Here is a 22,768-nt window from a genome sequence, read left to right on the forward strand (position 1 = left end):
ACAGGTTTCCCAAGCGGTGACGGGCAATCGCCTGATGGCACGGGCGCTGCGCTCAACTTCATGGATCGTTTTGGGCTATGGCGGGTCGCAGGCGATCCGGCTTGCGTCGAACCTAATTCTGACGCGTCTGCTTTTCCCCGAGGCCTTTGGCCTGATGGCGCTGATACAGGTGGTGATCGTCGGGCTAACGCTGTTTTCGGACGTTGGCATCGCCCCCTCCATCGCACAGAGCAAACGCGGCGATGATCGCGACTTTCTGGACACCGCCTGGACGATTCAAGCGATCCGGGGGCTGTGCCTCTGGCTGGCGGCCTGTGCGCTGACGTGGCCAGTGGCGGCGTTTTACGATGAGCCTTCGCTGCTGACCTATCTGCCCATCGCAGCGCTGAGCCTTGTGGTCGCCGGGTTCAATCCCACGCGGATCGAGACAGCGCACCGGCATCTGCAAATGGGCCGACTGACACTGCTGGATCTGGCGTCACAGGTGATCGGCATCGTGGTGATGATCGTGGGCGCGGTGCTGTATCAATCCGTGGCGGCGCTGGTGGTCGGTGGCGTGGTGGGGGCGCTGGCAAAACTGGCGCTGACCCATGCGTTCCTGCCGGGGCCGGGCAACCGCTTTCGCTGGGAACAGCCTGCGGTGCGAGAGTTGGTGCATTTCGGTAAATGGATTTTCCTGTCGACCATGTTTTGGTTCTTTGCCAGCCAAGGGGACAAGGCGATCTTAGGCAAGTTCCTCTCACTCGAAGGGCTGGGGATCTACAATATCGGTTATTTCCTCGCTAGTTTTCCGCTGCTTTTGGGGCAGAACGTCACCGGGCGGGTGATGATCCCGATCTACCGCGAGGCCGGGGGCGGCGATCATCCCAAGCTGCGGCGGATGCGTTATGGGCTGAGCGGGGGGCTGCTGATGCTTTTGGCTGTGATGGCGCTGGCAGGGCCGTGGCTGGTCTCGGTACTCTATGACCCGCGCTATCTGCAAAGCGGCGCAATTCTGGTGATGCTGGCGCTGGCTCTGATGCCGCAGGTGATCGGGATGACCTATGACCAAGCGGCGCTTGCGGCGGGGGATTCGCGGCGGTTTTTTATCTCCTCGGCCTCGCGGGCCAGCTTGCAGATTGGGTTGCTGTTGGCGGGGGTGATCGCCGCCGGGCTGCCCGGTGCGTTGATTGGCCTAGGTGCGGCGATGGCCCTGTCGCATCTGGTGCTGATCTGGCTCGCCCGGGCGCATGGCGTCTGGGACGCCCGCCACGATCTGATCTTTGCCCTGCTGGGGATCGTGCTCGGCGCGCTGGCGCTTTGGCTTCATTGGGACCGGGTGCTGGGGCTCAGCGCCACGGTCTGAGCGGATCAGCTCTTTTGCTTGCGTGCCATACGTGCGGCGCGGCCCTCTTTACCTGCCTTTAAGCGTTCCTGCCATACTTTGCCCAAGGTGCGGCGCTTTTCGCGGGGGCTGAGGTCGGGGATCGACACGACGGGGATCAGCCCCGTTTCGCGCGTCATCTGCCGGGAGGAGCGGATCACCGGACGGCGCAGTTCCAGCAAGAAGGCCACGATCAGGGCAAGCGCGAAGCTGCCCATGCCACCTATCGCCGCCCGCTTTTTGCGGCTGAGAGAGACGGGGTAGTCCGGCAGTTCGGCTTGTTCCAGCGTGATCAGTTTCTCACCCCGCTGATCGGATTCGAGTGAGAACCCCACCTCCGCTTCGTTGCGGCGGGCGGTGATCACCTCCAACTGGTCCTGCAACTGGGTCAGGCGACGATCAAACCGGGCCAGTTCACGCTCGACCTCGGGCGAGGTTTGCAGGCTGGCGGTCAGCGTTTCGCGCTGCTCTTGCAGCAAATCGCGCTGCGTGGTGAGGCTTTCCAGCGTGGCGTCCAGCTCGGCCTGTTCGCGGGCGATGGTGGCGGCGCGGGCGTCAGGGTTGACCCGGTCGCGGGCCAGCCGGGTGGCGATGATCTCGCGGTCAAGCTCAAGAAGGGCGTCGTTCAGGCTGCTGATTTCGCCGCGGCGAAACTCAAGACTGCCTTCGAGAGACAGGTCATTTTCGGCCCGGTAATCGGCCAGTTCCGCCTCAAGTTCAGAGATGTCGCGGATCAGGTTCTGCTCTTGGCGCTGAAAGAACTCCAAGGTCTCTTGGGTCTGGCTTTGGCGTTGGGCCGCCGACATCTGGCGGGTGCGATCGGCGAATTCGCGCGCCACGGCCTGCGCATCTGCGGGGTTGTCCATCTCGGCCGTGAAGGTCATGACAGAGATGGTGCCGTCATCGCCAAAGCCCTCGCGCGGGGCGGCCACCCCGGTGATGGTAACCGAACGGCGCAGCAGATCAACCTTTTCCGACATCCGCAGCGCGGTAAGATCATCATAGAGATCAAAGCGTTGGATGATGTCCACAAGCGTGCCGCGGGCCATCAGTTGCTGTTCGATCAACTGCAGACGACGCGCCGATGACCCCTCTACGGTGGAGGGGGCCAGATCATTTGCGATCTTGGGCTGCTCAATCTGAATAACTTCGGAGGATTGGTAAACATGCGGCGTCGACAGCGCCCAGTAGACCGAGGCCATGCAGCCCAGAAGCGTGATCAGAATGATCACGCCCGCCCGACGGCGGAGCATGTCGATGATGTCATCGAATGTATAGATCGGTCCCATGTGCCTCTTTCCAACCTGCCTAAAGCCCCCGACCGTTGCCCGGCGGAGTTTCCCTGCCTAGACCAGAAGACTTGGGCGATAATAGGGCGCTAGAGGGGGCAGCGACAGGGGGTGTCAGGCATATTTCGGAAGGCTGGACGCGCGCGCACGGTTCAGCACGATGCCCAAGAGCGGCACCTGACCTTCGAGCATGCGTTCGCATTCGCGCAGATGACGCGCCATGGTTTGCGTCCCGTCCGAGATCAGCAACACACCATCAAGTTGCGGCAGGAACGCCGACAGATCGTCATGCTCTAACATGGGCGGCATATCGTAGAGAACGATTTCTGGCTGCAGCGAGGCGCGCAGGCGCAGCAGTGTTTCGGCGGTGGCGCTGTCTTGGAGGATTTCGGCGGCGTTCACCTCGGGCTGGTCATTCAGGCCGAGGGCCAGCGTGTCACTGACACGAAGCATCCCTTTGCCAAGATCGGCCTGCCCGCTGAGCAGGTCGCTCATCGCACCGGGGGCTTGCATGTCAAAAGCGCGGGCCAGACCGGGGCTGCGCATGTTCATGTCCATCAACACGGTGCGCGATCCCGGCACACGCGACAGGCTCAGCGCCAGATTGGTCGCCGAAAAGCTGTTGCCGCAGCCCGAGGTGGGGGCGGTGACAGCAATATTGACCCAGCGGTGCTCTAGAGTGGTTTGACGCAGGCGCGTACGCAGTAGGTCAAAGGCCCGCGCGGCGGCGCTGTTGCGGTGATCGTCGACCAGCGGCATGCCCCCCCCGGGGCCGGGGGTGGCGATGGGCAGGTCTTGCCAACGCGGCGCGCGGTCGTCGCCGATATAGCGCGACACGGCCGGAGCGGCGGTGGGCAATGTCTCTTCGGGCGCAAGATCGCCGTCGAACTCATCCTCATGGTCGATCACAGTGCGGCGCGGGCGGATGCTGTGCCGCATCCCCGGGCCGCCGAACTGCGCCGACACATCGCTATTGTCCGCGCCAAGGGCGTCGGATGCGTAGAGATCTTTCATCGTCTTCCCTTTCGATTTTCTGAACATGAGGCGCTAATTTTCTCGTTGTTGCCGGACGCGGCAAGCATCGCTCAGCACCCGGTCCGGCGCAAGACGACGCCGACGGTTTTGAACAGAATGGTCAGGTCCATCGGCAGCGACAGATTGCGGCGATAGGCAGCGTCGACCTCATTGCGGTAGGTAAAGCGGCTGTTGTTGCGCGCCGAGACCTGCCACAACCCGGTAATGCCGGGGCGAAGGGCGAAATAGGCTTTTGCATCGCCGTACATCTCAAGCTGGTTGGGCATCATGGGACGCGGGCCGATCAGGCTCATGTCGCCTTTCAAGACGTTCCAAAGCTGCGGCAGCTCATCCAACGAGGTTGCCCGCAGGAAGGCGCCAACCCGTGTGATGCGCGGATCGTCCTTCAGCTTTTGCATCTCGTCCCATTCGGCCCGCATCGCCGGGTTCGCGGCAAGGTAGCTTTCCAACACGGCATCGGCATCGCGGACCATGGTGCGCAGTTTCAAAATAGAGAAGCGTTTGCCTCCCCGCCCAAGACGCTGCTGGGTATAAAAGGGCTGCCCGCTTTCAATCCAAAGCGCCAGCGCGCAAAGGGTGATGATCGGCAGCGCGATGGGCAGGGAAGCGAGGATCAGCAGCCGGTCGATAATCGGTTTCGCATAGCGCCCATAAAGGCCGGTAGGACGCAGACGAAAGGCCGCCAAAGCGCGCGGCGCGGGCAGTGCGGCGGCACCCGCAGCAGCAGGCTGCGTCCGGCCCAACATCGGGCCGGCGAGGGCTTCCATCGAGCCGTAGGCATGGCTGTGGGCGTCAAAGTACTTCATTCCAAACCCCCCAGGGTTCATTCGCATTCAATCGGACCTGTCCGGCCCACGGCGCCTTCGCCCCGCTTTGTCTCAACGGCCTAGGTGGCCTATACGTTCAGGTAGGATATGTATCATTTGTTACCACCTTTTCGCCTTATTCGATCCATTTTCTCAGAAACAGACTGTTTCGTAGGAGAGGGGGTTGGCAAAAATTAGCGAGGGAACTGTAGGGGTTAGGCAGGGGGCGCGCGGGCATGGACCGTGCTGGCATGCCGCGAGGAGAGTGGCGCGGATGGGCGGGGGGTGTCTTAAGTCTCTGATATTGTAGGAGATTGTCTTTTATTTTAGGGCCGCGTCGCGCTGCGCTCCGTGTACCGGCTGCTTGCATCTCCTACGCTGAGGCACTTGTGGAGGGATGAGATATCGGCACGCCTGCGGTCACCTCTCGCGGAACTCTCACAAAAATGTCAGGGCGATAAATGGGCGACAGTTGGGCGCGGGTAGGGGATGTGTGATCGTGAATTCATCCTGAATGGCAGCAAGATTTCAGAGGATTCTTTGGTTGGTTGTGAGGCTTGGGTTGGTGCAGACCAAGGCAAATACTGAAGACCCTAGAACTATTGGGTTCAAACGAGAGAAAGGGACGCCCTAGGTCAAGATGAGCGTGCCTCGCCGCGCAGCTGAACGGCAGCATCTTGTTACCACCGACGATATGTCGGTGCTCGCGTCACACAAGCCAGCTGAAGATTATTCTTCGCTTGAGCTATAGCCGTTCCCGCCCATCCTTCCGAGCGCGTCAAGTTTTTTGGCCGCGCCGGTATGTCGGGGCTCCGCCATAGGCTGGCGGATCAGACGAATACTGTGCTTGTCGGTGGCCTAGTAACCCCCGCGATCTTTGCCGCTGCGTTGACTTGTCGCTGAATGCACGTGAACCGTAGACCTGCGCTGTCCGCGTCAGTTTTTGGCATAGGGTTGCGTGTGGGCGTTAATGGCGTCGCCTATGGGCAAAGCAGTGTCACCGTTTTAGCTCGGCGGGGGTCAGAGAGATTTTCGGCCCAAAAGCTTAAGTGTTACCGCCCGACCAAAACGCATCACCGGGTAGACCGTCGTCGCCACGCGGTCCGAGCTTAAAACCCCTCGCCGCCGCGACAGACGCGAGAGCAGGGCGACAGCTTTCGCGCCATGGAAAACCTCACCGTCAAGATCAACGATCATCCCATCATTGAGATCCAGACCATAACTATTGGCCTTGGTTCGTTCAGTGCGCGCATTGATCAGCTCAACGGCATGGCCTTCCCGAAGTCGAAGGAGCGCGACATAGTTTGCGCAAAAAGGACATTCACCATCGTAGACGATCCGCAGAGGCGTCATGGCTCTTGCATCCTCTTGGTGAACTTTTGGACGGATTGCGGGTCCAATAACGCAAGGTATAGCAGCATCATCGTCGCAGAATAGGTGCTGACGGGGAGCAACAGGTAGAACGTCGAATGCATGCTTAACCCGATGAAAATGGCCGTTGCGCGATGGCGCCGGGTAAGGATCGCATAGGCGAGGAAATATTCTACGACCAAGACGGCGCAGGACATCAACGCAAGGAGCATGGGAGAGGCGAGAAGTATCTCAAGCGTGCGACCCGAATAGCTCCAAACGAAAATCTGTTCGAGCCTTTGTCCTGAAATGAAGGCTTGGTCTGACTTGTCCACCGCGGTCCAGAAATAGAGTGCCGACATTTGCAGGGCGATCAGGCGCTGCCCCCACAAGATGCCATGTTCAGGTAGAACCCGATTTCCGCTCTGGATGGCCGTCCATCGGTCAAAGGAATAAGACCGGCCGCAATCCGTAAACATGAGGAAAATACACGATATACCAAGAAGATAGACATGGTGATGATTCCAACCCGCGGTACCAAGGCCTGCTTGTCTCATCCCGTATAGAAGAAATATTGTCAGCCCAAGCAGACCGATTGACAGTCTGGCGCGGACGCCCAGCAGGGCTGCGATTGCAAAGACAAAGAAGACCAATCCCAGCAGCAGTTCGCTGAATGTCTCTGCCGCGAAGGGTGCGACTTCGGCACCGAAGCGGACAATTGCCATGGTTGCCAGCCCAATTCGCAAAATTGCAACTGCCCGCGTTGGACCAGTGGCGTCCGGGCCCCAAGCGACGAAGTCGCGCAACATCACCCCAGCGTTCATGGTTTCTCTCCTTCGCTGGAGGCGCAGATATTTTCGATCTTCAAGGCTTGCCAGCCCTGACGGGTTCCAACCGCTCCTTCGAAACGAACCGAGCTTGTTTCCGGTACCGTTGCGCATAGGGGTGCGGCAAAATGAGCGAAATGCTCTGTCGCGAAAATGCGATTCTCGAAAAGGTAGTGCAAAATCAACGGGTATTGCTCGATATCTGCCGCTTCTAATGGGGTGTGCATTGTTTCGTCACCATCCTCATGTCGCACGACAAAGCGGCCATTGGGAATGCCCACACCCACCCCGGAGAACATGACCCACTCTCGCAGCCATGGCGAATGGGAGCCAAAGATCTGTCCGGGGGCCGGGCCCAGATAGATCAATACCGCAAACAAACCGAAAGCAATGTGGCGCGCTAACATCGAAAAATTTCCGCTCTGCGGGCGTGACACGGCCTCTGGTGTGGGTACATGGGTCATTGCTGCGGCCTCTTTCACTGCTTGCGCCAGTATCTAGTTTTCACACAACCATGTTAAGAAATCGGGACGAAAATTGGGCAAAATGTGAACCATGGTTGGGAAACATAGAAATTGCATCGGTTTTGGGCGGTTGGGTGCTTGATAAGCGATTGAAGACGATTTGAAGACGGTGCAGCACCTTCGCTGAAGATCGCCTGAAATGGCCGCATCCGCATGACGTCACCTGCGGCACTTTCGGTGAGAACGCGCGTCAGAACCTTATCGTAAGCCTGTCCCATATCCACATACGGAGCGATGAGGGCGCCGATCGAAATGCCGGTCATCAAGTCGAAGCCTGGCCTATCGCCGCGCTTGGACCGGCCCACAAGCGCGTAGGAACCAATACCATTGCGAAAGATACCCCATTCAAAAACGCTCCATAAAGTGCGGTGGCCTGGCGATCACTACCAGACGGTATCAATCCTCAATACCCACAAGGCAAAGAACGCCGCCGCAAGCCAAGGGCCAAAGGCCAGTTGGTCCGTGCGTCCACGCTGGGTGATAACCGCAAAGCCCAAGGCCCCGAGCGCCGCCAACAGCACGACCATCGGCAAGGCACTAATCCCCAGCCACGCGCCAGCGGCGGCCAGAAGCTTCGCATCGCCAAGCCCAAGCCCTTCCTGCCCTCGCAGTCTGAAAAACAAACTGCCGAGCGCCCAGAAGGTCACATAGCCGGCAATCGCCCCCCAAATCTCGCCCACTGGTAATGTGCCGACAGCATAGGCATTTAGCGAAAGCCCCAGAACGATGAGCGGCAAGGTATACCGGTCCGGCAGGCGCTTCTCGCGCAGGTCGATCCGTACCAGCAGACTCAGCAACACGGCCAGAATGGCCGTGCTCGCAAGGAATAGGGCCGGCGACATATCCGCGTTCAAAGGCATTCCGTTGGCCTACAAATCATCCCGTCCTTCGGCAACAAAACTTTTTTCAAAAAGGATGAAACCTTTTCTTAACGAACCACGTGACTGCGTTAATGCGGGTACTGAGTTGCATTTTTTTCAGCGTTCGCAGGGCGAGTAGAACCAATAACCACATCAAAAAAATGCCAACTTGGGAGAGACAAATGACTATTTCCGTTCGCACCCTGCTACAAGGGAGCTGCGCCAGCGTATTGTGCCTGACGACGACCCTTGCATCAGCGTCGTCACACCGCGAAGCGCCCGGTATTACCGAGCAGCCAAAGATCGACGCCACCGATTTCTACATGTTCAAAAGCTATGAGGCAGGGCGCGGCGACTATGTGACCTTGATCGCCAACTACCAGCCTTTGCAGGCCCCTTATGGCGGCCCGAACTATTTCACCATGGATCCCGATGCGATCTATGAGATCCACGTCAGCAACGACGCCGACGCCGAGGAAGAGATCACCTTCCAGTTCAAATTCGACAACAACCTGAAGGGCGGCACCGGTATCCAGCTTGATATCGGCGGCGAGACCGTGGGCATCCCGCTGCGCGCGGCTGGTCAGATCACCGCCAGCAGCCCAACGGCCGCCTTGGGCGAGACCGAAAGCTACGGTGTCACCATGATCACCGGCGACCGCCGTAGCGGCGATCGTGCCGAACTGACTCACTCGGGCGGTGCAACCTTCACTAAGCCACTCGACAACGTTGGCAACAAGACACTGCCCGACTACGAGGCCTATGCCGACGCCTATATCTACGACAATGTCGAGATTCCGGGCTGTGGCACCGGCCGTGTCTTTGCCGGTCAGCGCGAAGAAGCCTTTGCGGTGAACCTCGGCGAGATCTTTGATCTTGTGAACCTCGTGCCCGTACAGGGCCCCGATAACCCGATGTGGCCGCAGTACAATGACCCGGGTTTCAATGCGAACGGCATCGTGCAGGACCGCGCCAATGACGATCTGATCGGCAAGGCCAATGTCACCACGCTGGCACTTGAAGTCCCGATTGACTGCCTGACCCAAGGCGATGAAGCTGTGATCGGCGCTTGGACCACCGCAAGCCTGCCGCAGGGTGAGCTTGAAGATCCGTCGCCGACCTATGAGCAGACTTCGCTCTTTGGGGGTGCTTGGGTGCAGCAGTCGCGTCTGTCGAACCCGCTGGTGAACGAAGTCGTCATCGGTCTGGCCGATAAGGACCTCTTCAACGCTGCTGAGCCGACCATCGACGAAGCCCTCGCGGTCTATGTCACCAACCCAACCCTGCCGGCCTTGCTGGACATCCTGTTCCGCGACGCGCTTGGCGCCTCGGGTGACATCGCGCCGTCGAACTTCCCGCGCAATGACCTTGTGACGGCGTTCTTGTCTGGCTTTCCGGGTGTGAACCAGCCAGCCGGCTTTGATACGTCCACCGACCTGTCGGAAATGCTGCGTCTGAACACCACTTTCCCGGCGACACCGCGTGATGATCAGCACACCTTTGGCCTGCTGGCCGAAGATCTGGGTGGTTTCCCGAACGGCCGTCGCCCCGGCGATGACACGGTCGACCTTGCCCTGCGTGTGATGATGGGCCGTTTGTGTCACAACGTGCCGCTTGGTCAGGAAGTCAGCGGTGATCCAAGTGCCGAAGACAGCATCAACCTTGGCCTTTGTGGCGATGGTGACCCCGATGACACAGCACCCGCTGGCGAAGTTCCCTTCACCGATGGTGCGCCGCTGCGGGCCACTGAACTGCGGGCGTCCTTCCCCTACCTGAACACGCCGATCGCCGGTTCGCCAAACAACTAAACCCAAAGGAATAGGAGAATTCCAATGTTAAAGAATATCTCGATTCTTGTGCTTCTGGGCGGTGTTTTGGTCGCTTGTGGCGGCGGGAACGGGCTTAATGGGATCGCCTCGCTGGGGTCGGACTTTGCCCGTGCCTTCGCGCAGGATCGCAACGATGAGCCGATTTCCCTCGCTGGGGTGTCGTTGCCCCAGTTCCCGACACGGGAGCCGTTTAACCCGTAAGGGGACGGCAAGCGCCTGATTGGCGCGAGTGACCTGAAACGCGGCCTTCCCCTCGGGGAGGCCGCGTTTTTTTGGCGTCTGTGTTCTTTACGGGCGAAAGGGCGGCGGGTCGGGCAGGGATGCTGTATCTGCCCCTTGGGGCGAGAAACTGCGCGCGATGACGCGCACTTCCTTTTGGCCCAGCACCGTTCGGCGCAGCAGCCGCGAACTCAGCGTAACCGTGAGACCGTCGACCTCCGCCCGGCTTTCAACATCAAAGACCGCCGAGGTGAAGCCAATCCCGTCCAGCGTCACAATCCCCGCGTCTGTGAGGTCGCCCTTGGTAAGAAAACCCGCCGCCGCGCGCCGTTTGGCAAGCTGTCGCGCCGCACTGGGCGAGCCCAGCATCACGGCCATCACCGTCTCGTTGGCCGTGTTCAAATTCACATTCCCGGACTGCGGCAGCAGGCTGACATGAGGTGCCAGCGCGGCGCGGGTCTGGGCGTCCAACGCTTGGATTTCCGCCAAGTCCCGCACCGGGCCGCGCCGGATCAGATGGTCATTGATATCGAGCGCCACACGGTCCGGCAGTTCCAGCGCAGTGATCAGTTGCGCCAATGTCTGCTGCTGCGCAAGCCGGCCCGCCGCCAAGGCGTTGAGGTCAAACCGCGCCTGCGCGTCATTCACGGTGATAGAGAAACTGCCGGTTTCCAGCTGAACCTCCTCCTGCGCGGCCAGCGCCCAAGGCTCGGCCATATGGTCGGTCTCGGGGGCCTCTTCCATGTCGCGGCGCAGGGCTGCGACCAGCGATGCCTCCGCGCCAAGCGCCAGCGCTTCGGCCTGCGTGGCCGCCGCAGCCCGGCGGGTGCGGTCCATCAGATTTTCCTGTGAGGTGAACATCAACACGACGATGGCCGCGCCAAGCGCCAGTGCCACCAGCACGTTGATCAGGATCACCCCAGCTTCGCGGTGCCTCATTTCGGCACCACTTGGCTTAGTGGTACCAGCCGCCGCAGCGTGCCTGCTCCGGTGACCTCAAGGCGCAGGTCCACGGCAGACGCCGGAGTGTCGCTGGCGGGGTCAGGCCAGGTGTCATGCCAAATGCCCGCGCCGTCGAGCACGCGGAAAGTCAGGCTCTCGACCTCTGGCACAAGGGGCTGCGTGAGATCGGGGTCGGCGTTTTGCCTGCCCGACTGGCGGTGCAATTCCCCCTCGGCACGCAGGTAGCGGCGCAGCGTGCGCCCGTCTTGCAGCGGAGCCGAGAGTACGCCCGCCTCCAACGTGACCGCCTGCGGGTCGGCCTCGATCAGGTCGCGGCCAAAGATCATGAGCGCGCGGTCAAGCCGGGCCAGATGCTCCAGCCGCCCATCGGTCTGCGCGCGCACCCGCAGGATCGTGTCCAAGGTGGTAAAGGCGGCAAGACCGACCATGGCAAAAAGGCTCAGCGCCACCAGCATTTCGACCAATGTCACCCCGGCCATGCGGTCGCGCCGGGGGGTCATGCGCCGGTCGAGCCGATCAGGTTGTTGGCGCCATTGGTCACACTAAGGATCGCCAAGCCGCGGCTGCATTGCCCGTCTATCTGGAACCGGTAGGGGCCGACAACACCGTCAAAGCCCGCCTCACGCAGCAGTCCCTTGCGGTCTTGCTGGGCAATTCGGCCAAGGATGCGGGCCATTTCCACGGCGTCGAATGCCAGCCCTGCCAGCACGCCGGGGTCGGCCTCGCTGACCTCGGCAAAAGCGGTGGCGAAGGCTTCAAATCCCACTGGGTCGGGGGCGGCGAACCACCCGTCTTGCAGCGCCGCGATCCGGTAGGGGGTGATTGAGGCCCATTGCTCGGAGCCCAACAGCTGCACCCCGCTGGATTTGAGGGCGGCGGCCTGTTCCTCGAACGGTCCGCCGACCACGGGCAGATAGACCGCATCGGGCAGCGCTCCGCCGTTGGCCGCGCGGATTTTGTCCACCAGCCCTGCGGCCGAGGCTGCGACCACCGGGGCGGGCATCTTGATCCCGACGCTGGCCGCCACCGCCTGCGCGGCTGTTGCCGACAGGGCCCCGAAGGCACCGGGCGGGACGACGGTGGCCACGCTGCGCTTGCCACGTGAGGCCGCAAACCCGAGGATCGATTTGGCCGATTGCTGCGGGGTGATGCCAAAGACAAAGAGGTTCCCCCCGGCGATTGAGCTGTCGTTGGACAGCGAGACCACCGGCACATCCACCGCCGCCGCCACGGCGCGGCTTTGCCCTGAGAACATTGGCCCAAGGATCATCCGCGCGCCGCCTGCCTGCGCCGCTTTGGCCGCCACAACCGCCGAGGCATTACTGTCGCCCGCGTCGACCACCGCTACCTCTGCGCCCGGTGCTGTGGAATTGCCGCCAAGGCTTGCAGCGGCCAGCATGATCTGACCTAATGAGGCACGCGGCCCGCTGAGAGGGGCCAGCAGAACCGCCTGACCCACCGCATTCGCTGGTGGCAGCTTGTCGCCCCCCGTCAGAGACAGCCCGCCACAGCCCGACAGACCAAAGAGAGCCGATGACCCACCAAGACCCAGCAACAGACGCCGCCGTGTCAGCGCCGACCCAGACCCGCAAATCGCGGCTTCGGGGGTTTGTTTCGCTCGTGCTTTTGGCATCTTTCGCGCTCCTTGTTTACCTGGCTGCATTGATCGTGACCCTCCCGGCGACCGCGCTGCACCGGGTGGTGGTTGTCCCTGCACAGATTACTGACCTGTATGGCGGCCTGTGGAAAGGCCGCGCGGTGCTTAGCGGTGGATATTCGCTGGATTGGGAAGTTCGGGGCCAGCCCTTGCTGCTGGCGCGCGGCGTGGTCGACTGGACCCTGCAGGGCCGCGACACCCAGCTGACCGGGCTTGCACGTGCCACGCCTTGGGCGCTGGAGGCTGAAACGGTCGTGGGCCGCGCCGGGCCGGGGCTGATGGCGCTTATCCCCGGGCTGGCGCTAAAAAACTGCACCTCACGCGCGGTGGTCGATCTGCAGAGCCTGAGCTGGCGAGAGGGCCGTGCTGCGGCGGCGGGGGTTGTTTCGGTCGAAGCGGGCAACTGCGAAGATTTGTTGGGGCGCGCCGCGTCGGTGCCGCAGATGACGCTTGATCTGACCACGCAGGGCAATGATGCCCGCGGCCTGCTGCGCGACCGCGACAGCGTGCTCGCGGAACTCACCGTGACCGGCGACCGCCGCGTGATTGCACGGGTCGAACCCGAAGGGGCGGTCTTGGTGCCCGGCATGCCGACCGGCGGCCCGATCATCATCGAATACCCTTTCTAAGTCACCAGATTGTTCAGGTTGACGATCGGCAGCAGGATCGACAGCACCAAAAGCATCACGATCCCGCCCATGATCAGGAGCACGGCCGGTTCGACCAGTGCCACCAGCGCTGCGACCAGCGCATTCAGATCGCGTTCTTGATCATCTGCGGCGCGGGTCAGGGTCGCACCCAGCACGCCACCTGCTTCACCGCTGGCCACCATGGCGATCAGCATCGGCGGAAACACCTTGGCCTCCTCTAGCGCCAGCGACAGGGCCACCCCTTCGCGCACTCGCGCTGTGGCCTGAGTGACCTTCGCGCGGATGTACAGGTTCGGCACCGTCTGCGCCGCCGCTGTCAACGCATCAACCAAAGGCACGCGGCTGACCGTCAGGGTCGCGAGGGTGCCGGCAAATTGCACCGCATTGGTCTTGAGCGAGAACCCCCGCGTCAGCACCGAGCGCGACAGGAAACGGTGCCAGCGCAGCCGGACCGCGGGCTGCCGCAGCAGGCTTGCCGCCGCCAGTCCCGTCGCGGCCAACCCCCCAAGGACCACAAGCCCCCAAGCATTGTTAAAGTCGCTCACTGAGATCAGCGCACGGGTCAGAAACGGCAGTTCGGCCCCGCGTGAGGTAAAGACCCGCACGATGTCGGGTACGACAAAGGTCAGCAGCGCCACGATCACTGCCAGCGACACCACGGCAAGGATCGCCGGATACAGCAGCGCCAATTGCACCGTTTGGCGGTTCTTGGCGCGGGTTTCCACAAAGCCTGAGAGATGCTCCATCACCTGACCCAATTGGCCCGATGTCTCTCCCGCCGCCACTGAGGCGCGGTAGAAATCGCCAAAGACATTCGGGTAATCGCCAAGCGCCTGAGCAAAGCTGCGGCCCTCTAGGACCGAGGCGCGCAGGTTGAGCAGCAGGGAGGTCACCGCCGGTTTGCCGCTTTGATCTGCTACGGTTTTCAGCGCCTGTTCGACCCCGATGCCCGACCCGACAAGCGTGGCCAGTTGCCGTGTCAACAGCGTCAGCGCACGGCGCGGGATGCGCGGCTTGCCAAAGCCCGATTGCTTGGCGGTCTTGCTCTGTTTTGTCGGCTCGACAGAGAGCGGCGCGAGGTTGCGCTGGCGCAGATTGCTGCGGGCGGCGGCGGGGCTGGCGGCCTCGATGATGCCCTTGGTCGATTTGCCCGCGGGGGTGAGGGCTTCATAGGCAAAGGCGGGCATTAGTCAGCCTCCGGTGCGGGCGAGGCGTCATGGGCAGGCGGGGGGAGAACCGCGCCCTCATGGATTGCACGCGCGACCTCTTGCGCCGTGGTCATGCCTGCGCGCATCTTGGCGATGCCGTCTTCCAGAATGCCCGGACCGCGCGCCCGCGCCGCGGCGATCAGGCTGGCTTCGGATTGGCCTTCGTGCATCATCCGCTCAAGGTCGCCATCGACCTCAATGATCTCGTACAGTGGCAGACGCCCGCGATGCCCGCTGTTTTGGCAATTGTCGCAGCCCATGCCTTTCTGAACGATTTCTCCGGGTTTGACCTTGCCCGCCAAAAGATCGCTTTCGGTCTGGGTGACGGTGTGATCGGCCAGACAGTCCGGGCAGTTGCGCCGCACAAGACGCTGGGCGATCAGCCCGCGCAGCATTGGTGCGAGCAGGAATCGCTCTACCCCCATTTCCACCAGCCGTGAAACCGCGCCGATGGCCGTATTGGTGTGTAGGGTCGAGATCACCAAATGCCCGGTCATCGCCGATTCCACCGCTATCTGCGCGGTTTCGCGGTCGCGGATCTCGCCCACCATGATGACATCCGGGTCCTGCCGCAGGATCGCGCGCAACCCGCGGGCAAAGCTGAGGTCGGTCTTGGCATTGACCTGCATCTGGCCGACCCCGTCCATTGTGTATTCGATCGGGTCCTCGACCGTCATGATATTGCGCTGCCGGTCGTTGAGCATGTCGAGCCCGGCATAGAGCGTTGTGGTCTTGCCCGAGCCGGTGGGGCCGGTCACCAGCACCATGCCGTCGGGCAGGGCAAGGATGCGCTTCAACACGGTATTGTCGCGCGGCGACAGACCCAGATGGTCGATGCCCCGCAGGGTCTGGCCCCGGTCCAAAAGACGCAGCACCACCCGTTCGCCGAATTGTGACGGAATGGTCGAGATCCGCACGTCGAGGTCATAGCCGCCGACCCGCAGCGACACCCGCCCGTCCTGCGGCAGGCGTTTTTCGGCGATGTCGAGCTTGCCCATGACCTTGATCCGGCTCACCAGCAAGGGCGCCAGTGCGCGTTTGGGGCTGATCACCTCGCGCAGGATACCATCGACGCGGAAACGCACCAGCAGGCGGCGCTCTTCGGTCTCAATATGCACATCCGACGCGCCTTCCTTCACCGCTTCGAGCAGCAGCGCGTTAATCAGCCGCACCACCGGGGCATCGTCGTTCTGCGCCAGAAGGTCGTCGATAGAGGCCGCCGTATCTGCAAGTGTGACCAGATCGTCATCGGCATCAGCGGCCACCTGCGCGGCCTCGGACGCGGAATCGCGATACAGCGTGCCAAGCGCGGCCTCGAATTCCGTGGTGCCGACTTCTTCGAAGGTCAATGTCGTGCCGCAGACCCGCTGCGCTTCGATCAGCGCCTCCAGCGGCGCGTCGCTTCGATACTGACACAGCGGACCCTCGATGCCGGGCGTCACGATGACGCCATGGCTTTGGGCAAAGCCGTAGGCGAGGCGGGGCAGGAGGCTTGGTTCAGGCATCACAGGGCTCCAAGCAACAGACGGGCCGAAATCACACCGGGCGTCGGGCGGCGGTCGATTTCGAGCGCCTCAAGGGTCACGTCATGCTGTTCTTCGAGATCGGCAAGCCAAAGCAGCAGGGTGGCAAAGGGCGTGTCGTCCAAGGTCACGCGGATGCCGTCGTTCTCGGGCTCAATCCGGCGCAGGGTCAGCTGCGCCGCGCTGGCGGAACTGGTGATCCGGGTGGCAAGCGGGGTGTCATTGATCGGCGCAGTCGGCGCGATCTCGGTCTGGGCGGCCAGTGCTGCAGTGTCCTGCACAAGACGGTACGCCGCGATATCGGCCCGCGCCTGCGCCTCACTCGTCTGCAGCGGCATCCATGCAAAACGGTAAAGCGCCACCAAAAGGGCCAGCGGGATCACAAGAGCGATGAGCAGTTTTTCGCGCCTGCTGAGCCGGTCAAAACCTGTCATCCGCCCGCCCCTTTGGTGATGCGCATCTCAACTTCCGCGCCGCCATTTCCAGCGGTGGCCGCCCCGCTGCGCACGGCAAAGCCTGCGGTTTCAAGTTCCTGCTCAATGCGTTGCAGATCTTCCAGTCCGGGGCTTTGCATCAGCACCACCAACGTATTGTCGCGCCGCCCCCAAGACAGGCGGCGGAACCCCACGCTCGCAGGGTCCGAGGCCAATGTGCCCGAGACCTCGTTCAGCAGCGGCAAGAAGGGGCCGCGCCCCTCCTCGCTGGGGGCCGGGGTGAGCCGTGCGAGGATCGGCCCCACATCGCCGGTCAGCGGGACGCCGGGCAGTATGTTTGCAATGGCGGCTTCGGCTGCGATGCGTTCCTGCTGCGCGATGCGTTTGAGGGCGGCGGTGTCAAAGGCCGTGAGGCCAAGATGGATCAACAGCGCCGCACCCGCGGCCACCGCGGCCCATCGCCACGCTGCAAACCCTTCGGCCCCTGTCGTGCGCTGGCGCGCAAAGCTGAAAGTAAGGTCGCGCGGGTCCGGCGGCGGTGGCGCGGGAGAGAGGTCTTCGGCTGGCAAAGCGTCACCCAGAGGTTCGGCGAGCGCGTAGAGCTTGGGGTGTCCCGACCGGCTCCAGAACAGCGGCAGCATCTCAGTCCGCAGGGCAAATCCGGTGCCGTCCGAGGAGCGAACCACCGCCCTGTCGCCCTCGCGCCAGACCGACCACGCCGGGCCGCCCCCCGCATCGGGGCGCGGAATCATCAGAAACTCCGGCAGATAGGACGCACCGGCGGCGGCGATCTCTGCCATGATCTCTTGCGACAGGACAAAGGCCAGCAATTGACCCGGATCGGCGTTCTCAAGCGGGCCTTGGATCACCTGCACCGACTGGATCGGGGCGGCGATCCGGTCTTCGACGGCAAAGGTCAGCAAGGCGCGCCTTTGGCGGGCGGTGGCGCGGGGCACACCGACCAGAAAGCTGCCGACCTGTTCGGCGGCCACAAGCCTTGCGGATAGGCCATTTTCCTTCGGGCAATAGGCTTCGGCGCGGGCGAGTAGACCGGCAGTCGCAGGAGACAGCAGAGGTTTCAAAGCATTTTCATCGCGCAGGTCTATAGGGCGCTCAGAGGCGTCCAATTCTGACGTAATACTTTGATTACTCACGTAAAATTGCCTTTTCAATCATCCTGTTTTTACCATAGTATAGCCAAAGCCACGCGACAGATAGGGGAACAGTTTCATGGGCCATCGGAAAAACTTGCGCCAAGCGTGCCCGCGCACTCATCCAGCGCGCAAAGGCGCGCGTAACCCCGAGGCCGGGGTGACCCTGATCGAGATGATGGTAGTGCTGGTGATCATCGCGCTGGTGGCCGCGATCATCGTGCCCAACGTCATTGGCCGCCCCGATGAGGCGCGGGCTACGGTGGCGCAGTCGGACATCCGTGCGGTCAGTTCGGCGCTGGAACTCTACCGCCTAGATAACCGCACCTATCCCACGACCACACAGGGGTTGGAGGCGCTGGCTGTGCGCCCGACCTCCCCGCCCGAGCCGCGCAACTGGGTGGCGGGGGGCTATCTGACCGCCGTGCCGATTGACCCTTGGGGCAATGATTACCTCTATGCCTCGCCGGGGCAGAATGGCGGCTTTGACCTAATGTCGTTGGGCGCGGATGGCGCGCCAGGGGGCGAGGGCGCCAATGCAGATATCGCGCATGGGCAGTTGCAGGCCAACAGGTGACTCCAATTTCCGCCACATCCCCATTCACATCGCCGGGCCGACACCGGCTGCCCGATGCTGGCGTGACACTGGTGGAGGTGCTTGTCGTTCTCGCGCTGATCGGCATTCTGGCTGGAGTGGTGGGGCTGAGCTTTGGCTCTGGTCCGCGGGGCGATGTGGCAGGGCAGGAGGCGGATCTGCTGGTGGCGCGGCTGAACCGTGCGGCGGATGAGGTGATCTTGACCGGGGTGCCCTTGGGGTTTGTCTGGGCGGCCGAAGGCTATCGTTTTGATTTATATGATGGCGACAGATGGCAGGCGCATGACCTGCCGATCCTTGCCGCGCCGCATCTATTTGACGGCGGCACCCGGATCGCCGATGCGGCTGGCAGCTTGGTGCTGTCGCGCAACATGGACCCCGGTGTGTCCGCGCCGTTGACGCTGGAACTGCTGTCAGGCGCGGGCGCGCCGGTAGTGATCCGTTTTGACGGTCTCAACGCCGCCCGGTTAGAGGTGGCGCAATGAGGCGGCAGGCGGATGCAGGCTTTACCCTGATCGAAGCCTTGGTGGCAATGGCGGTGCTGGCGCTTGGGGCGGTGTCTTTGCTCTCGGCCAGCGAGGGTCATACCCGCCGCATCACGGATTTGTCGGACCGCGTCGCCGCCCGCTGGGCCGCTGAATACCGCCTGTCGGAACTGCGCGCCGGGCTGCCGGCGGCGACCGCCGCGCTGGAAATCTATGGCATCGACTTTGACATCACCGTGACCCGCCGTCCCACCGAAGACCCGGCGGTCGAGGCCGTGACCCTGCGCAGCGCGATCGCGGGCAGCGACCAGCCGCTTTACGTGTTGGATGGGTATCTCGATATTGGAGCGCCGTCATGATCCCGATAGCACCTTTAGGCAGATGGCTGCGGCTTGCCGTGATCCTTGGCGCTCTGGGCAGCGTGGCGGTGGCAGGGGCGGATGTGACATGGCGGGTGATGGGCCATGACCGGGTGATGCCGCCCGTCGCCGTGCTGCGCGCGCCGGTCGAAGCGCCAACCGCCCCCACCGATCTCGGCCCCGCCTTGGCGCTGGCGCCTTTTGGCGCCGCCGAGGTGCCGGTGGCCGAGGTCGAAGCCGTCGAGGCGCCGCTCAATCTGGTCCTTCTGGGCGTGATCGTGCGCGATGATCCCAGCCGTTCGCTGGCCCTGCTCCGCTCGGACCAGTCGGAGGGCAACTACCGCATTGACGAGGAGGTGGCACCGGGCACCACGCTCACCGCCATCGCGCAGGACCGGGTGACCCTCAGCAAAGATGGCGCTGAGATTGTGCTCTATTTTGCAGGTGCCGAGGCCACTCCGGACGCCGAGGCCGTGCCGACCGGCGCAGAGCGGCTGATGGCGCTGATCACCTCGGGGCAGGGCGGGTCGATCAGCGAACAGGTGGATGCCGCGTCTCGGGCAGAGCCTGTCACCACGCAGGACTATATCGACATGTGGCGTAAGCGCATCATCGCCAATCCGGCTCAGGTGCTCGACACGATTGGTTTGGTGCCGGGGGAAAAAGGCTATACCATCGCAGAAAAGCACGACGTGGGTGTAAACCGCGCTGGATTGAGGGCAGGAGACATCGTGACAAGTGTGAACGGGCAGAGTGTCGGCAACGTGGATAAGGATCGCGCGCTTTATGACGTGATCGCCGAATCCGGCCTTGCCCGCATCGAAGTTGAAAGGGATGGCCGCACAATCGTGATGTCATTCCCGCTTCAGTGACCCGCCCGCTTACCCTTCTTGCCGCCTTGGTGCTAGGGCTGCTGACCTTCTTGCCTGCCCCGTCGCGGGCACAAGAGACCTTTGTCATCAATCTGCGCGATGCGGATATCTCGCTCTTGGTCGAGCAGATATCCGAGATCACTGGCCGGACTTTGGTGCTGGACCCGGGCCTTGTGGGTGAGGTCACGGTGGTCTCTGCCGAGGCGCTGGATGCCGAAGGCGTCTGGTCGCTGTTCCAGTCTATTCTGCGGGTGCGCGGCTTCGTCGCCGTTCAGGCCGGATCGATCTGGCAGGTGGTGCCTGAGGCCGAGGCCCGCACCGCAAGTGGCCCCAATCTGGGCGAGGCCGACGATGCGGGCAGCCAGGATTTCGTGACCGAGATGCTGCGTCTCAATCGCTTGCCTTCGGCAGAGGCTGTCCGAGTGCTGCGCCCGCTGGTGGCTGAATCGGGCTATATCGAAGCGGTCGAAGACCCCAACGGCGTGGTCATCACCGATACCCGCGCCAATGTGGACCGGATCATGGCAATCGCCCGCAGTTTTGACGGTGACGCACTGGTGCGCTCCGAAGTGCTGCGTTTTCGCAGTGCCGATGCGGCGACCGTGGGCAATGCCATTCTTGAGGTGCTGGGCCCGGCAGGTACCGGCGCGCGGCTCTCTGTCGATCCCGGCTCGAACCTTTTGCTCGTGCGGGGCACGCCCGAAGACATCACCGAGATCCGCAACCTTGCCATCGCGATGGACGTGGCCCCGCGCCGTGATCCACGCGAGGCCGTGGCCACCACGGTCTTCAACCTGCAGTACGGCGATGCTCAGGTGATTGCAGACATCATCAAGGGCACCGTGGGTGAAGCGACCGACATCACCAATGTCGTGGCCGCCGATGTCGGTGCTGCGGCTGAGGCCGAGGAGGGCGCCTTTGTCCCTCTAAGCCGCGTTGTGGCCCCGGATGCCGTCAATATCACGGCCTCGGTCGCAACCAATTCCATCATCGTGCGTGGCACCGCCGCGCAGGTTCAAGAGATCGGCCAACTGGTTCATGCGCTCGACGTGCGCCGCCCTCAGGTGATGATCGAAGCGGCCATTGTCGAGGTCTCGGGCGAAGTTGCCGAACGGCTTGGCGCGCAGCTGGGTCTGGGTCCGAACATTCCCACCGGTGCCATCGCCGCGACTAATTTTTCCAATGGCGGCGGGGTCTCGCTCGGCTCCGTTCTGTCGGCTGTTGGCGTGCCTGCGGGGTCCGCGCTCTCGACCGGGCTGACACTGGGCGCAGGGGGCAACGATTTTGGCATCCTCGTGCAGGCGCTGTCGCAATCGACCAGCGCGCGGCTGTTGTCCACCCCTTCGGTCACCACGCTCGACAACGAACCGGCGACCATCGTCGTGGGCCAAAACGTGCCTTTCCGCACCGGCAGCTTTGCCACCGATGGCAATACCGCCACGCCTTTCACCACGATCGAGCGGCGTGACGTCGGCATCACCATGAACGTGGTGCCGCGGATCACCGCTGGCGGGGTGGTGCAACTGGTCATTGAACAGGAGATTTCGAGCCTCACTAACGCCAATGTCGAAGGCGCGGCTGACCTCGTGACCAACCGGCGGGTTATCAACACCACCGTCATGGCCGACAACCGCGGCACCGTGGTGCTGGGCGGGCTGATCACCGACGACCGGATCAACGGCAGCAGCAAGGTGCCCGGCCTGGGTGATCTGCCGGTGGTCGGCGACCTGTTCAAGACCCGCAATGGCCGCAACACACAACGCACGCTTTTCGTCTTCCTGCGCCCCACCATCCTGCGCAGCCGCGAAGATATCTCGGCGGCCTCGGCTAACCGCTACAACAAGCTACGGTCAGCAGACACGACGCCCCAGCCAAAGACCGTGCTGAAACAGCAGCAGGTGAAGCAACTGCCACTGGAAATTCAGGGGCTGTATTGAGGTAGGGTCACGCGGGTAACGTCTACGGTCGGTTCGCGGAACGATGACGTTGCAATGATTGATCAGTAGGATTGGCGCCCAGAGCCGATACGTGCTGCATAGAACTCCCTTCTCGAAGAGTTGGGGTAGCATGATGCTACTCTTGCCGTAAGTAAGCTCTGTAGCCCATCTATGGGGCGTGCCGGGCGGTTTGACATGTGCTGTGAAGGTTATTGGGGAAAGCCAAGAAGCGCAGATCGAACTGCGCTTTCTGTTGCAGCGTGGCGCTCGCAAAGCAGCCCCCAAGACTTGGCCCGATCTGGTGCCAACCTGTGCGAGATCGCTGCCCACCTGATTCACTCCGACCATAAGGCGTCTGCTCAATATGTTCAGGAGCTTGATCGTAAGGGGCTCGCCGAGTCATGTTTCGACTGGCTCGAGAAGGCCCGTTTATCACAGAGTGACTTGCAACCAGAACCTCGTGGGAAACCAATGCCCGGAGCGGCTGTTGAAGCATAAATTCATGGAAGAAAAGTGGCAGCCCGTAGGGGGCTTCAAGAAGTCTGACCAATCAGATGGTTAGGGTGCGGTGGGACAATTCATTTTCCCATGCGCGCTCAGGGTTTTTCAGGATTTTTGTCCCACTCGAAGGCGCCGATAGCGGTCCGGTATCGCACCCACCGCTAAACGAGAGATTCACCAAGATCGACTAAAAACAAGGACCGGTCTGCGGCGAACAGACCGGTCCTCAATGGCGTGCGATGTGCCCCCTAAACTGTTGATTGTCACTGAGAACTGACCCGGTAGCCCCATAAATTGTCACTGAGAACTGACCCATGTGAACACACTTCCC

Annotated in this window: 24 protein-coding genes; 9 read left to right on the forward strand and 15 right to left on the reverse strand. The window is 62.3% G+C overall.

All coding sequences use genetic code 11. From position 1 onward, the window contains the following. The first annotated feature begins 34 nt into the window (after window positions 1-34). On the forward strand, window positions 35-1,345 hold the full coding sequence (locus tag O4H31_RS18005) for an oligosaccharide flippase family protein (RefSeq protein ID WP_269348000.1): 1,311 nt from the start codon (window positions 35-37) through the stop codon (window positions 1,343-1,345). Between the two features lie 5 nt (window positions 1,346-1,350). Here O4H31_RS18005 and O4H31_RS18010 read toward each other — a convergent pair whose 3' ends face one another. The 8 genes from O4H31_RS18010 to O4H31_RS18045 all read right to left on the reverse strand — a co-directional run bounded on the left by O4H31_RS18010 (window position 1,351) and on the right by O4H31_RS18045 (window position 8,054). Then, window positions 1,351-2,652: a GumC family protein gene (locus O4H31_RS18010; RefSeq protein WP_269347975.1), complete on the reverse strand. Its 1,302-nt coding sequence runs from the start codon at window positions 2,650-2,652 to the stop codon at window positions 1,351-1,353. Window positions 2,653-2,766: 114 nt separating this feature from the next. Beyond that, a complete protein-coding gene (locus O4H31_RS18015) occupies window positions 2,767-3,666 on the reverse strand; it encodes a CpsD/CapB family tyrosine-protein kinase (protein ID WP_269347976.1) in 900 nt (299 codons plus the stop codon). A gap of 71 nt (window positions 3,667-3,737) precedes the next feature. Continuing rightward, window positions 3,738-4,454, reverse strand: coding sequence for a sugar transferase (locus O4H31_RS18020; RefSeq protein ID WP_419723615.1), 717 nt, complete (start codon window positions 4,452-4,454; stop codon window positions 3,738-3,740). A gap of 1,059 nt (window positions 4,455-5,513) precedes the next feature. Next, a complete protein-coding gene (locus O4H31_RS18025; RefSeq protein WP_269347978.1) occupies window positions 5,514-5,846 on the reverse strand; it encodes a DCC1-like thiol-disulfide oxidoreductase family protein in 333 nt (110 codons plus the stop codon). Continuing rightward, on the reverse strand, window positions 5,843-6,667 hold the full coding sequence (locus O4H31_RS18030) for an HTTM domain-containing protein (RefSeq protein WP_269347979.1): 825 nt from the start codon (window positions 6,665-6,667) through the stop codon (window positions 5,843-5,845). The genes O4H31_RS18025 and O4H31_RS18030 overlap by 4 nt, the downstream gene beginning before the upstream one ends. Then, window positions 6,664-7,134, reverse strand: coding sequence for a hypothetical protein (locus tag O4H31_RS18035; protein WP_269347980.1), 471 nt, complete (start codon window positions 7,132-7,134; stop codon window positions 6,664-6,666). Before O4H31_RS18035 ends, O4H31_RS18030 begins: the two co-directional genes overlap by 4 nt. 53 nt (window positions 7,135-7,187) lie before the next feature. Next, window positions 7,188-7,457: a hypothetical protein gene (locus tag O4H31_RS18040; protein ID WP_269347981.1), complete on the reverse strand. Its 270-nt coding sequence runs from the start codon at window positions 7,455-7,457 to the stop codon at window positions 7,188-7,190. Window positions 7,458-7,577: 120 nt separating this feature from the next. Then, window positions 7,578-8,054, reverse strand: coding sequence for a prepilin peptidase (locus tag O4H31_RS18045; protein ID WP_269347982.1), 477 nt, complete (start codon window positions 8,052-8,054; stop codon window positions 7,578-7,580). Window positions 8,055-8,236: 182 nt separating this feature from the next. On the opposite strand from O4H31_RS18045, the gene O4H31_RS18050 reads away from it, so the two are divergent. Then, window positions 8,237-9,862 carry a DUF4331 domain-containing protein gene (locus O4H31_RS18050; protein ID WP_269347983.1) on the forward strand — a complete coding sequence of 542 codons (1,626 nt, stop codon included), beginning with the start codon at window positions 8,237-8,239 and terminating at the stop codon, window positions 9,860-9,862. A 24-nt stretch (window positions 9,863-9,886) separates the two neighbouring features. Continuing rightward, window positions 9,887-10,084, forward strand: coding sequence for a hypothetical protein (locus tag O4H31_RS18055; protein WP_269347984.1), 198 nt, complete (start codon window positions 9,887-9,889; stop codon window positions 10,082-10,084). An 87-nt stretch (window positions 10,085-10,171) separates the two neighbouring features. Here O4H31_RS18055 and O4H31_RS18060 read toward each other — a convergent pair whose 3' ends face one another. Genes O4H31_RS18060 through O4H31_RS18070 form a run of 3 tightly spaced genes read right to left on the reverse strand, consistent with a single transcriptional unit; the run spans window position 10,172 to window position 12,698 of the window. Then, window positions 10,172-11,041 (reverse strand): general secretion pathway protein GspK, encoded by an 870-nt coding sequence (locus O4H31_RS18060; RefSeq protein WP_269347985.1) that lies wholly within the window; start codon window positions 11,039-11,041, stop codon window positions 10,172-10,174. Beyond that, complete coding sequence (locus tag O4H31_RS18065) at window positions 11,038-11,565, reverse strand: PulJ/GspJ family protein (RefSeq protein ID WP_269347986.1); 528 nt, start codon at window positions 11,563-11,565, stop codon at window positions 11,038-11,040. The genes O4H31_RS18060 and O4H31_RS18065 overlap by 4 nt, the downstream gene beginning before the upstream one ends. Further along, window positions 11,562-12,698 carry an ABC transporter substrate-binding protein gene (locus tag O4H31_RS18070; RefSeq protein WP_269347987.1) on the reverse strand — a complete coding sequence of 379 codons (1,137 nt, stop codon included), beginning with the start codon at window positions 12,696-12,698 and terminating at the stop codon, window positions 11,562-11,564. Before O4H31_RS18070 ends, O4H31_RS18065 begins: the two co-directional genes overlap by 4 nt. A 35-nt stretch (window positions 12,699-12,733) precedes the next feature. On the opposite strand from O4H31_RS18070, the gene O4H31_RS18075 reads away from it, so the two are divergent. Then, window positions 12,734-13,351, forward strand: a complete 618-nt coding sequence (locus O4H31_RS18075; protein ID WP_269347988.1) for a hypothetical protein — start codon at window positions 12,734-12,736, stop codon at window positions 13,349-13,351. Here O4H31_RS18075 and gspF read toward each other — a convergent pair. Genes gspF through gspL form a run of 4 tightly spaced genes read right to left on the reverse strand, consistent with a single transcriptional unit; the run spans window position 13,348 to window position 17,691 of the window. Next, a complete protein-coding gene (gspF, locus tag O4H31_RS18080) occupies window positions 13,348-14,559 on the reverse strand; it encodes a type II secretion system inner membrane protein GspF (RefSeq protein ID WP_269347989.1) in 1,212 nt (403 codons plus the stop codon). The two genes, O4H31_RS18075 and gspF, sit on opposite strands and share 4 nt — an antisense overlap. Then, on the reverse strand, window positions 14,559-16,085 hold the full coding sequence (locus O4H31_RS18085; RefSeq protein WP_269347990.1) for a GspE/PulE family protein: 1,527 nt from the start codon (window positions 16,083-16,085) through the stop codon (window positions 14,559-14,561). The genes gspF and O4H31_RS18085 overlap by 1 nt, the downstream gene beginning before the upstream one ends. Further along, the gene (locus O4H31_RS18090) at window positions 16,085-16,537 is read right to left on the reverse strand and encodes a type II secretion system protein M (RefSeq protein WP_269347991.1); all 453 of its coding nucleotides are present in this window, start codon (window positions 16,535-16,537) and stop codon (window positions 16,085-16,087) included. The genes O4H31_RS18085 and O4H31_RS18090 overlap by 1 nt, the downstream gene beginning before the upstream one ends. Further along, a complete protein-coding gene (gene gspL, locus O4H31_RS18095) occupies window positions 16,534-17,691 on the reverse strand; it encodes a type II secretion system protein GspL (protein ID WP_269347992.1) in 1,158 nt (385 codons plus the stop codon). Before gspL ends, O4H31_RS18090 begins: the two co-directional genes overlap by 4 nt. 76 nt (window positions 17,692-17,767) lie before the next feature. Here gspL and gspG point away from each other — a divergent pair, with 76 nt between their 5' ends. From gspG to gspD, 5 genes are read left to right on the forward strand one after another with little or no spacing between them, the layout of a single operon-like run. Beyond that, window positions 17,768-18,265 (forward strand): type II secretion system major pseudopilin GspG, encoded by a 498-nt coding sequence (gspG, locus tag O4H31_RS18100; protein ID WP_120351462.1) that lies wholly within the window; start codon window positions 17,768-17,770, stop codon window positions 18,263-18,265. Beyond that, complete coding sequence (locus O4H31_RS18105; protein WP_269347993.1) at window positions 18,262-18,768, forward strand: prepilin-type N-terminal cleavage/methylation domain-containing protein; 507 nt, start codon at window positions 18,262-18,264, stop codon at window positions 18,766-18,768. Before gspG ends, O4H31_RS18105 begins: the two co-directional genes overlap by 4 nt. Next, complete coding sequence (gspI, locus tag O4H31_RS18110; protein WP_269347994.1) at window positions 18,765-19,127, forward strand: type II secretion system minor pseudopilin GspI; 363 nt, start codon at window positions 18,765-18,767, stop codon at window positions 19,125-19,127. The genes O4H31_RS18105 and gspI overlap by 4 nt, the downstream gene beginning before the upstream one ends. Next, complete coding sequence (locus O4H31_RS18115) at window positions 19,124-19,999, forward strand: type II secretion system protein N (protein ID WP_269347995.1); 876 nt, start codon at window positions 19,124-19,126, stop codon at window positions 19,997-19,999. The genes gspI and O4H31_RS18115 overlap by 4 nt, the downstream gene beginning before the upstream one ends. Further along, complete coding sequence (gspD, locus tag O4H31_RS18120; protein ID WP_269347996.1) at window positions 19,996-21,936, forward strand: type II secretion system secretin GspD; 1,941 nt, start codon at window positions 19,996-19,998, stop codon at window positions 21,934-21,936. The genes O4H31_RS18115 and gspD overlap by 4 nt, the downstream gene beginning before the upstream one ends. The last annotated feature ends 832 nt before the right edge of the window (window positions 21,937-22,768 follow it).

The sequence above is a fragment of the Sulfitobacter dubius genome, from assembly GCF_027214245.1.
GTDB lineage: Bacteria > Pseudomonadota > Alphaproteobacteria > Rhodobacterales > Rhodobacteraceae > Sulfitobacter > Sulfitobacter dubius_A.

Excerpts from the sequence above, each read along its gene's own strand:
- O4H31_RS18070 (WP_269347987.1), bottom strand. The coding sequence starts at position 12,698 with ATGCCAAAAGCACGAGCGAAACAAACCCCCGAAGCCGCGATTTGCGGG.
- O4H31_RS18005 (WP_269348000.1), top strand. The coding sequence starts at position 35 with ATGGCACGGGCGCTGCGCTCAACTTCATGGATCGTTTTGGGCTATGGC.
- O4H31_RS18115 (WP_269347995.1), top strand. The coding sequence starts at position 19,124 with ATGATCCCGATAGCACCTTTAGGCAGATGGCTGCGGCTTGCCGTGATC.
- O4H31_RS18020 (WP_419723615.1), bottom strand. The coding sequence starts at position 4,454 with ATGGAAGCCCTCGCCGGCCCGATGTTGGGCCGGACGCAGCCTGCTGCT.
- O4H31_RS18025 (WP_269347978.1), bottom strand. The coding sequence starts at position 5,846 with ATGACGCCTCTGCGGATCGTCTACGATGGTGAATGTCCTTTTTGCGCA.
- O4H31_RS18030 (WP_269347979.1), bottom strand. The coding sequence starts at position 6,667 with ATGAACGCTGGGGTGATGTTGCGCGACTTCGTCGCTTGGGGCCCGGAC.
- O4H31_RS18010 (WP_269347975.1), bottom strand. The coding sequence starts at position 2,652 with ATGGGACCGATCTATACATTCGATGACATCATCGACATGCTCCGCCGT.
- gspI (WP_269347994.1), top strand. The coding sequence starts at position 18,765 with ATGAGGCGGCAGGCGGATGCAGGCTTTACCCTGATCGAAGCCTTGGTG.
- O4H31_RS18090 (WP_269347991.1), bottom strand. The coding sequence starts at position 16,537 with ATGACAGGTTTTGACCGGCTCAGCAGGCGCGAAAAACTGCTCATCGCT.
- O4H31_RS18085 (WP_269347990.1), bottom strand. The coding sequence starts at position 16,085 with ATGCCTGAACCAAGCCTCCTGCCCCGCCTCGCCTACGGCTTTGCCCAA.
- O4H31_RS18015 (WP_269347976.1), bottom strand. The coding sequence starts at position 3,666 with ATGAAAGATCTCTACGCATCCGACGCCCTTGGCGCGGACAATAGCGAT.
- O4H31_RS18035 (WP_269347980.1), bottom strand. The coding sequence starts at position 7,134 with ATGACCCATGTACCCACACCAGAGGCCGTGTCACGCCCGCAGAGCGGA.
- O4H31_RS18060 (WP_269347985.1), bottom strand. The coding sequence starts at position 11,041 with ATGAGGCACCGCGAAGCTGGGGTGATCCTGATCAACGTGCTGGTGGCA.
- O4H31_RS18045 (WP_269347982.1), bottom strand. The coding sequence starts at position 8,054 with ATGCCTTTGAACGCGGATATGTCGCCGGCCCTATTCCTTGCGAGCACG.
- gspF (WP_269347989.1), bottom strand. The coding sequence starts at position 14,559 with ATGCCCGCCTTTGCCTATGAAGCCCTCACCCCCGCGGGCAAATCGACC.
- O4H31_RS18065 (WP_269347986.1), bottom strand. The coding sequence starts at position 11,565 with ATGACCCCCCGGCGCGACCGCATGGCCGGGGTGACATTGGTCGAAATG.
- O4H31_RS18040 (WP_269347981.1), bottom strand. The coding sequence starts at position 7,457 with ATGACCGGCATTTCGATCGGCGCCCTCATCGCTCCGTATGTGGATATG.
- O4H31_RS18050 (WP_269347983.1), top strand. The coding sequence starts at position 8,237 with ATGACTATTTCCGTTCGCACCCTGCTACAAGGGAGCTGCGCCAGCGTA.
- gspG (WP_120351462.1), top strand. The coding sequence starts at position 17,768 with ATGGGCCATCGGAAAAACTTGCGCCAAGCGTGCCCGCGCACTCATCCA.
- O4H31_RS18055 (WP_269347984.1), top strand. The coding sequence starts at position 9,887 with ATGTTAAAGAATATCTCGATTCTTGTGCTTCTGGGCGGTGTTTTGGTC.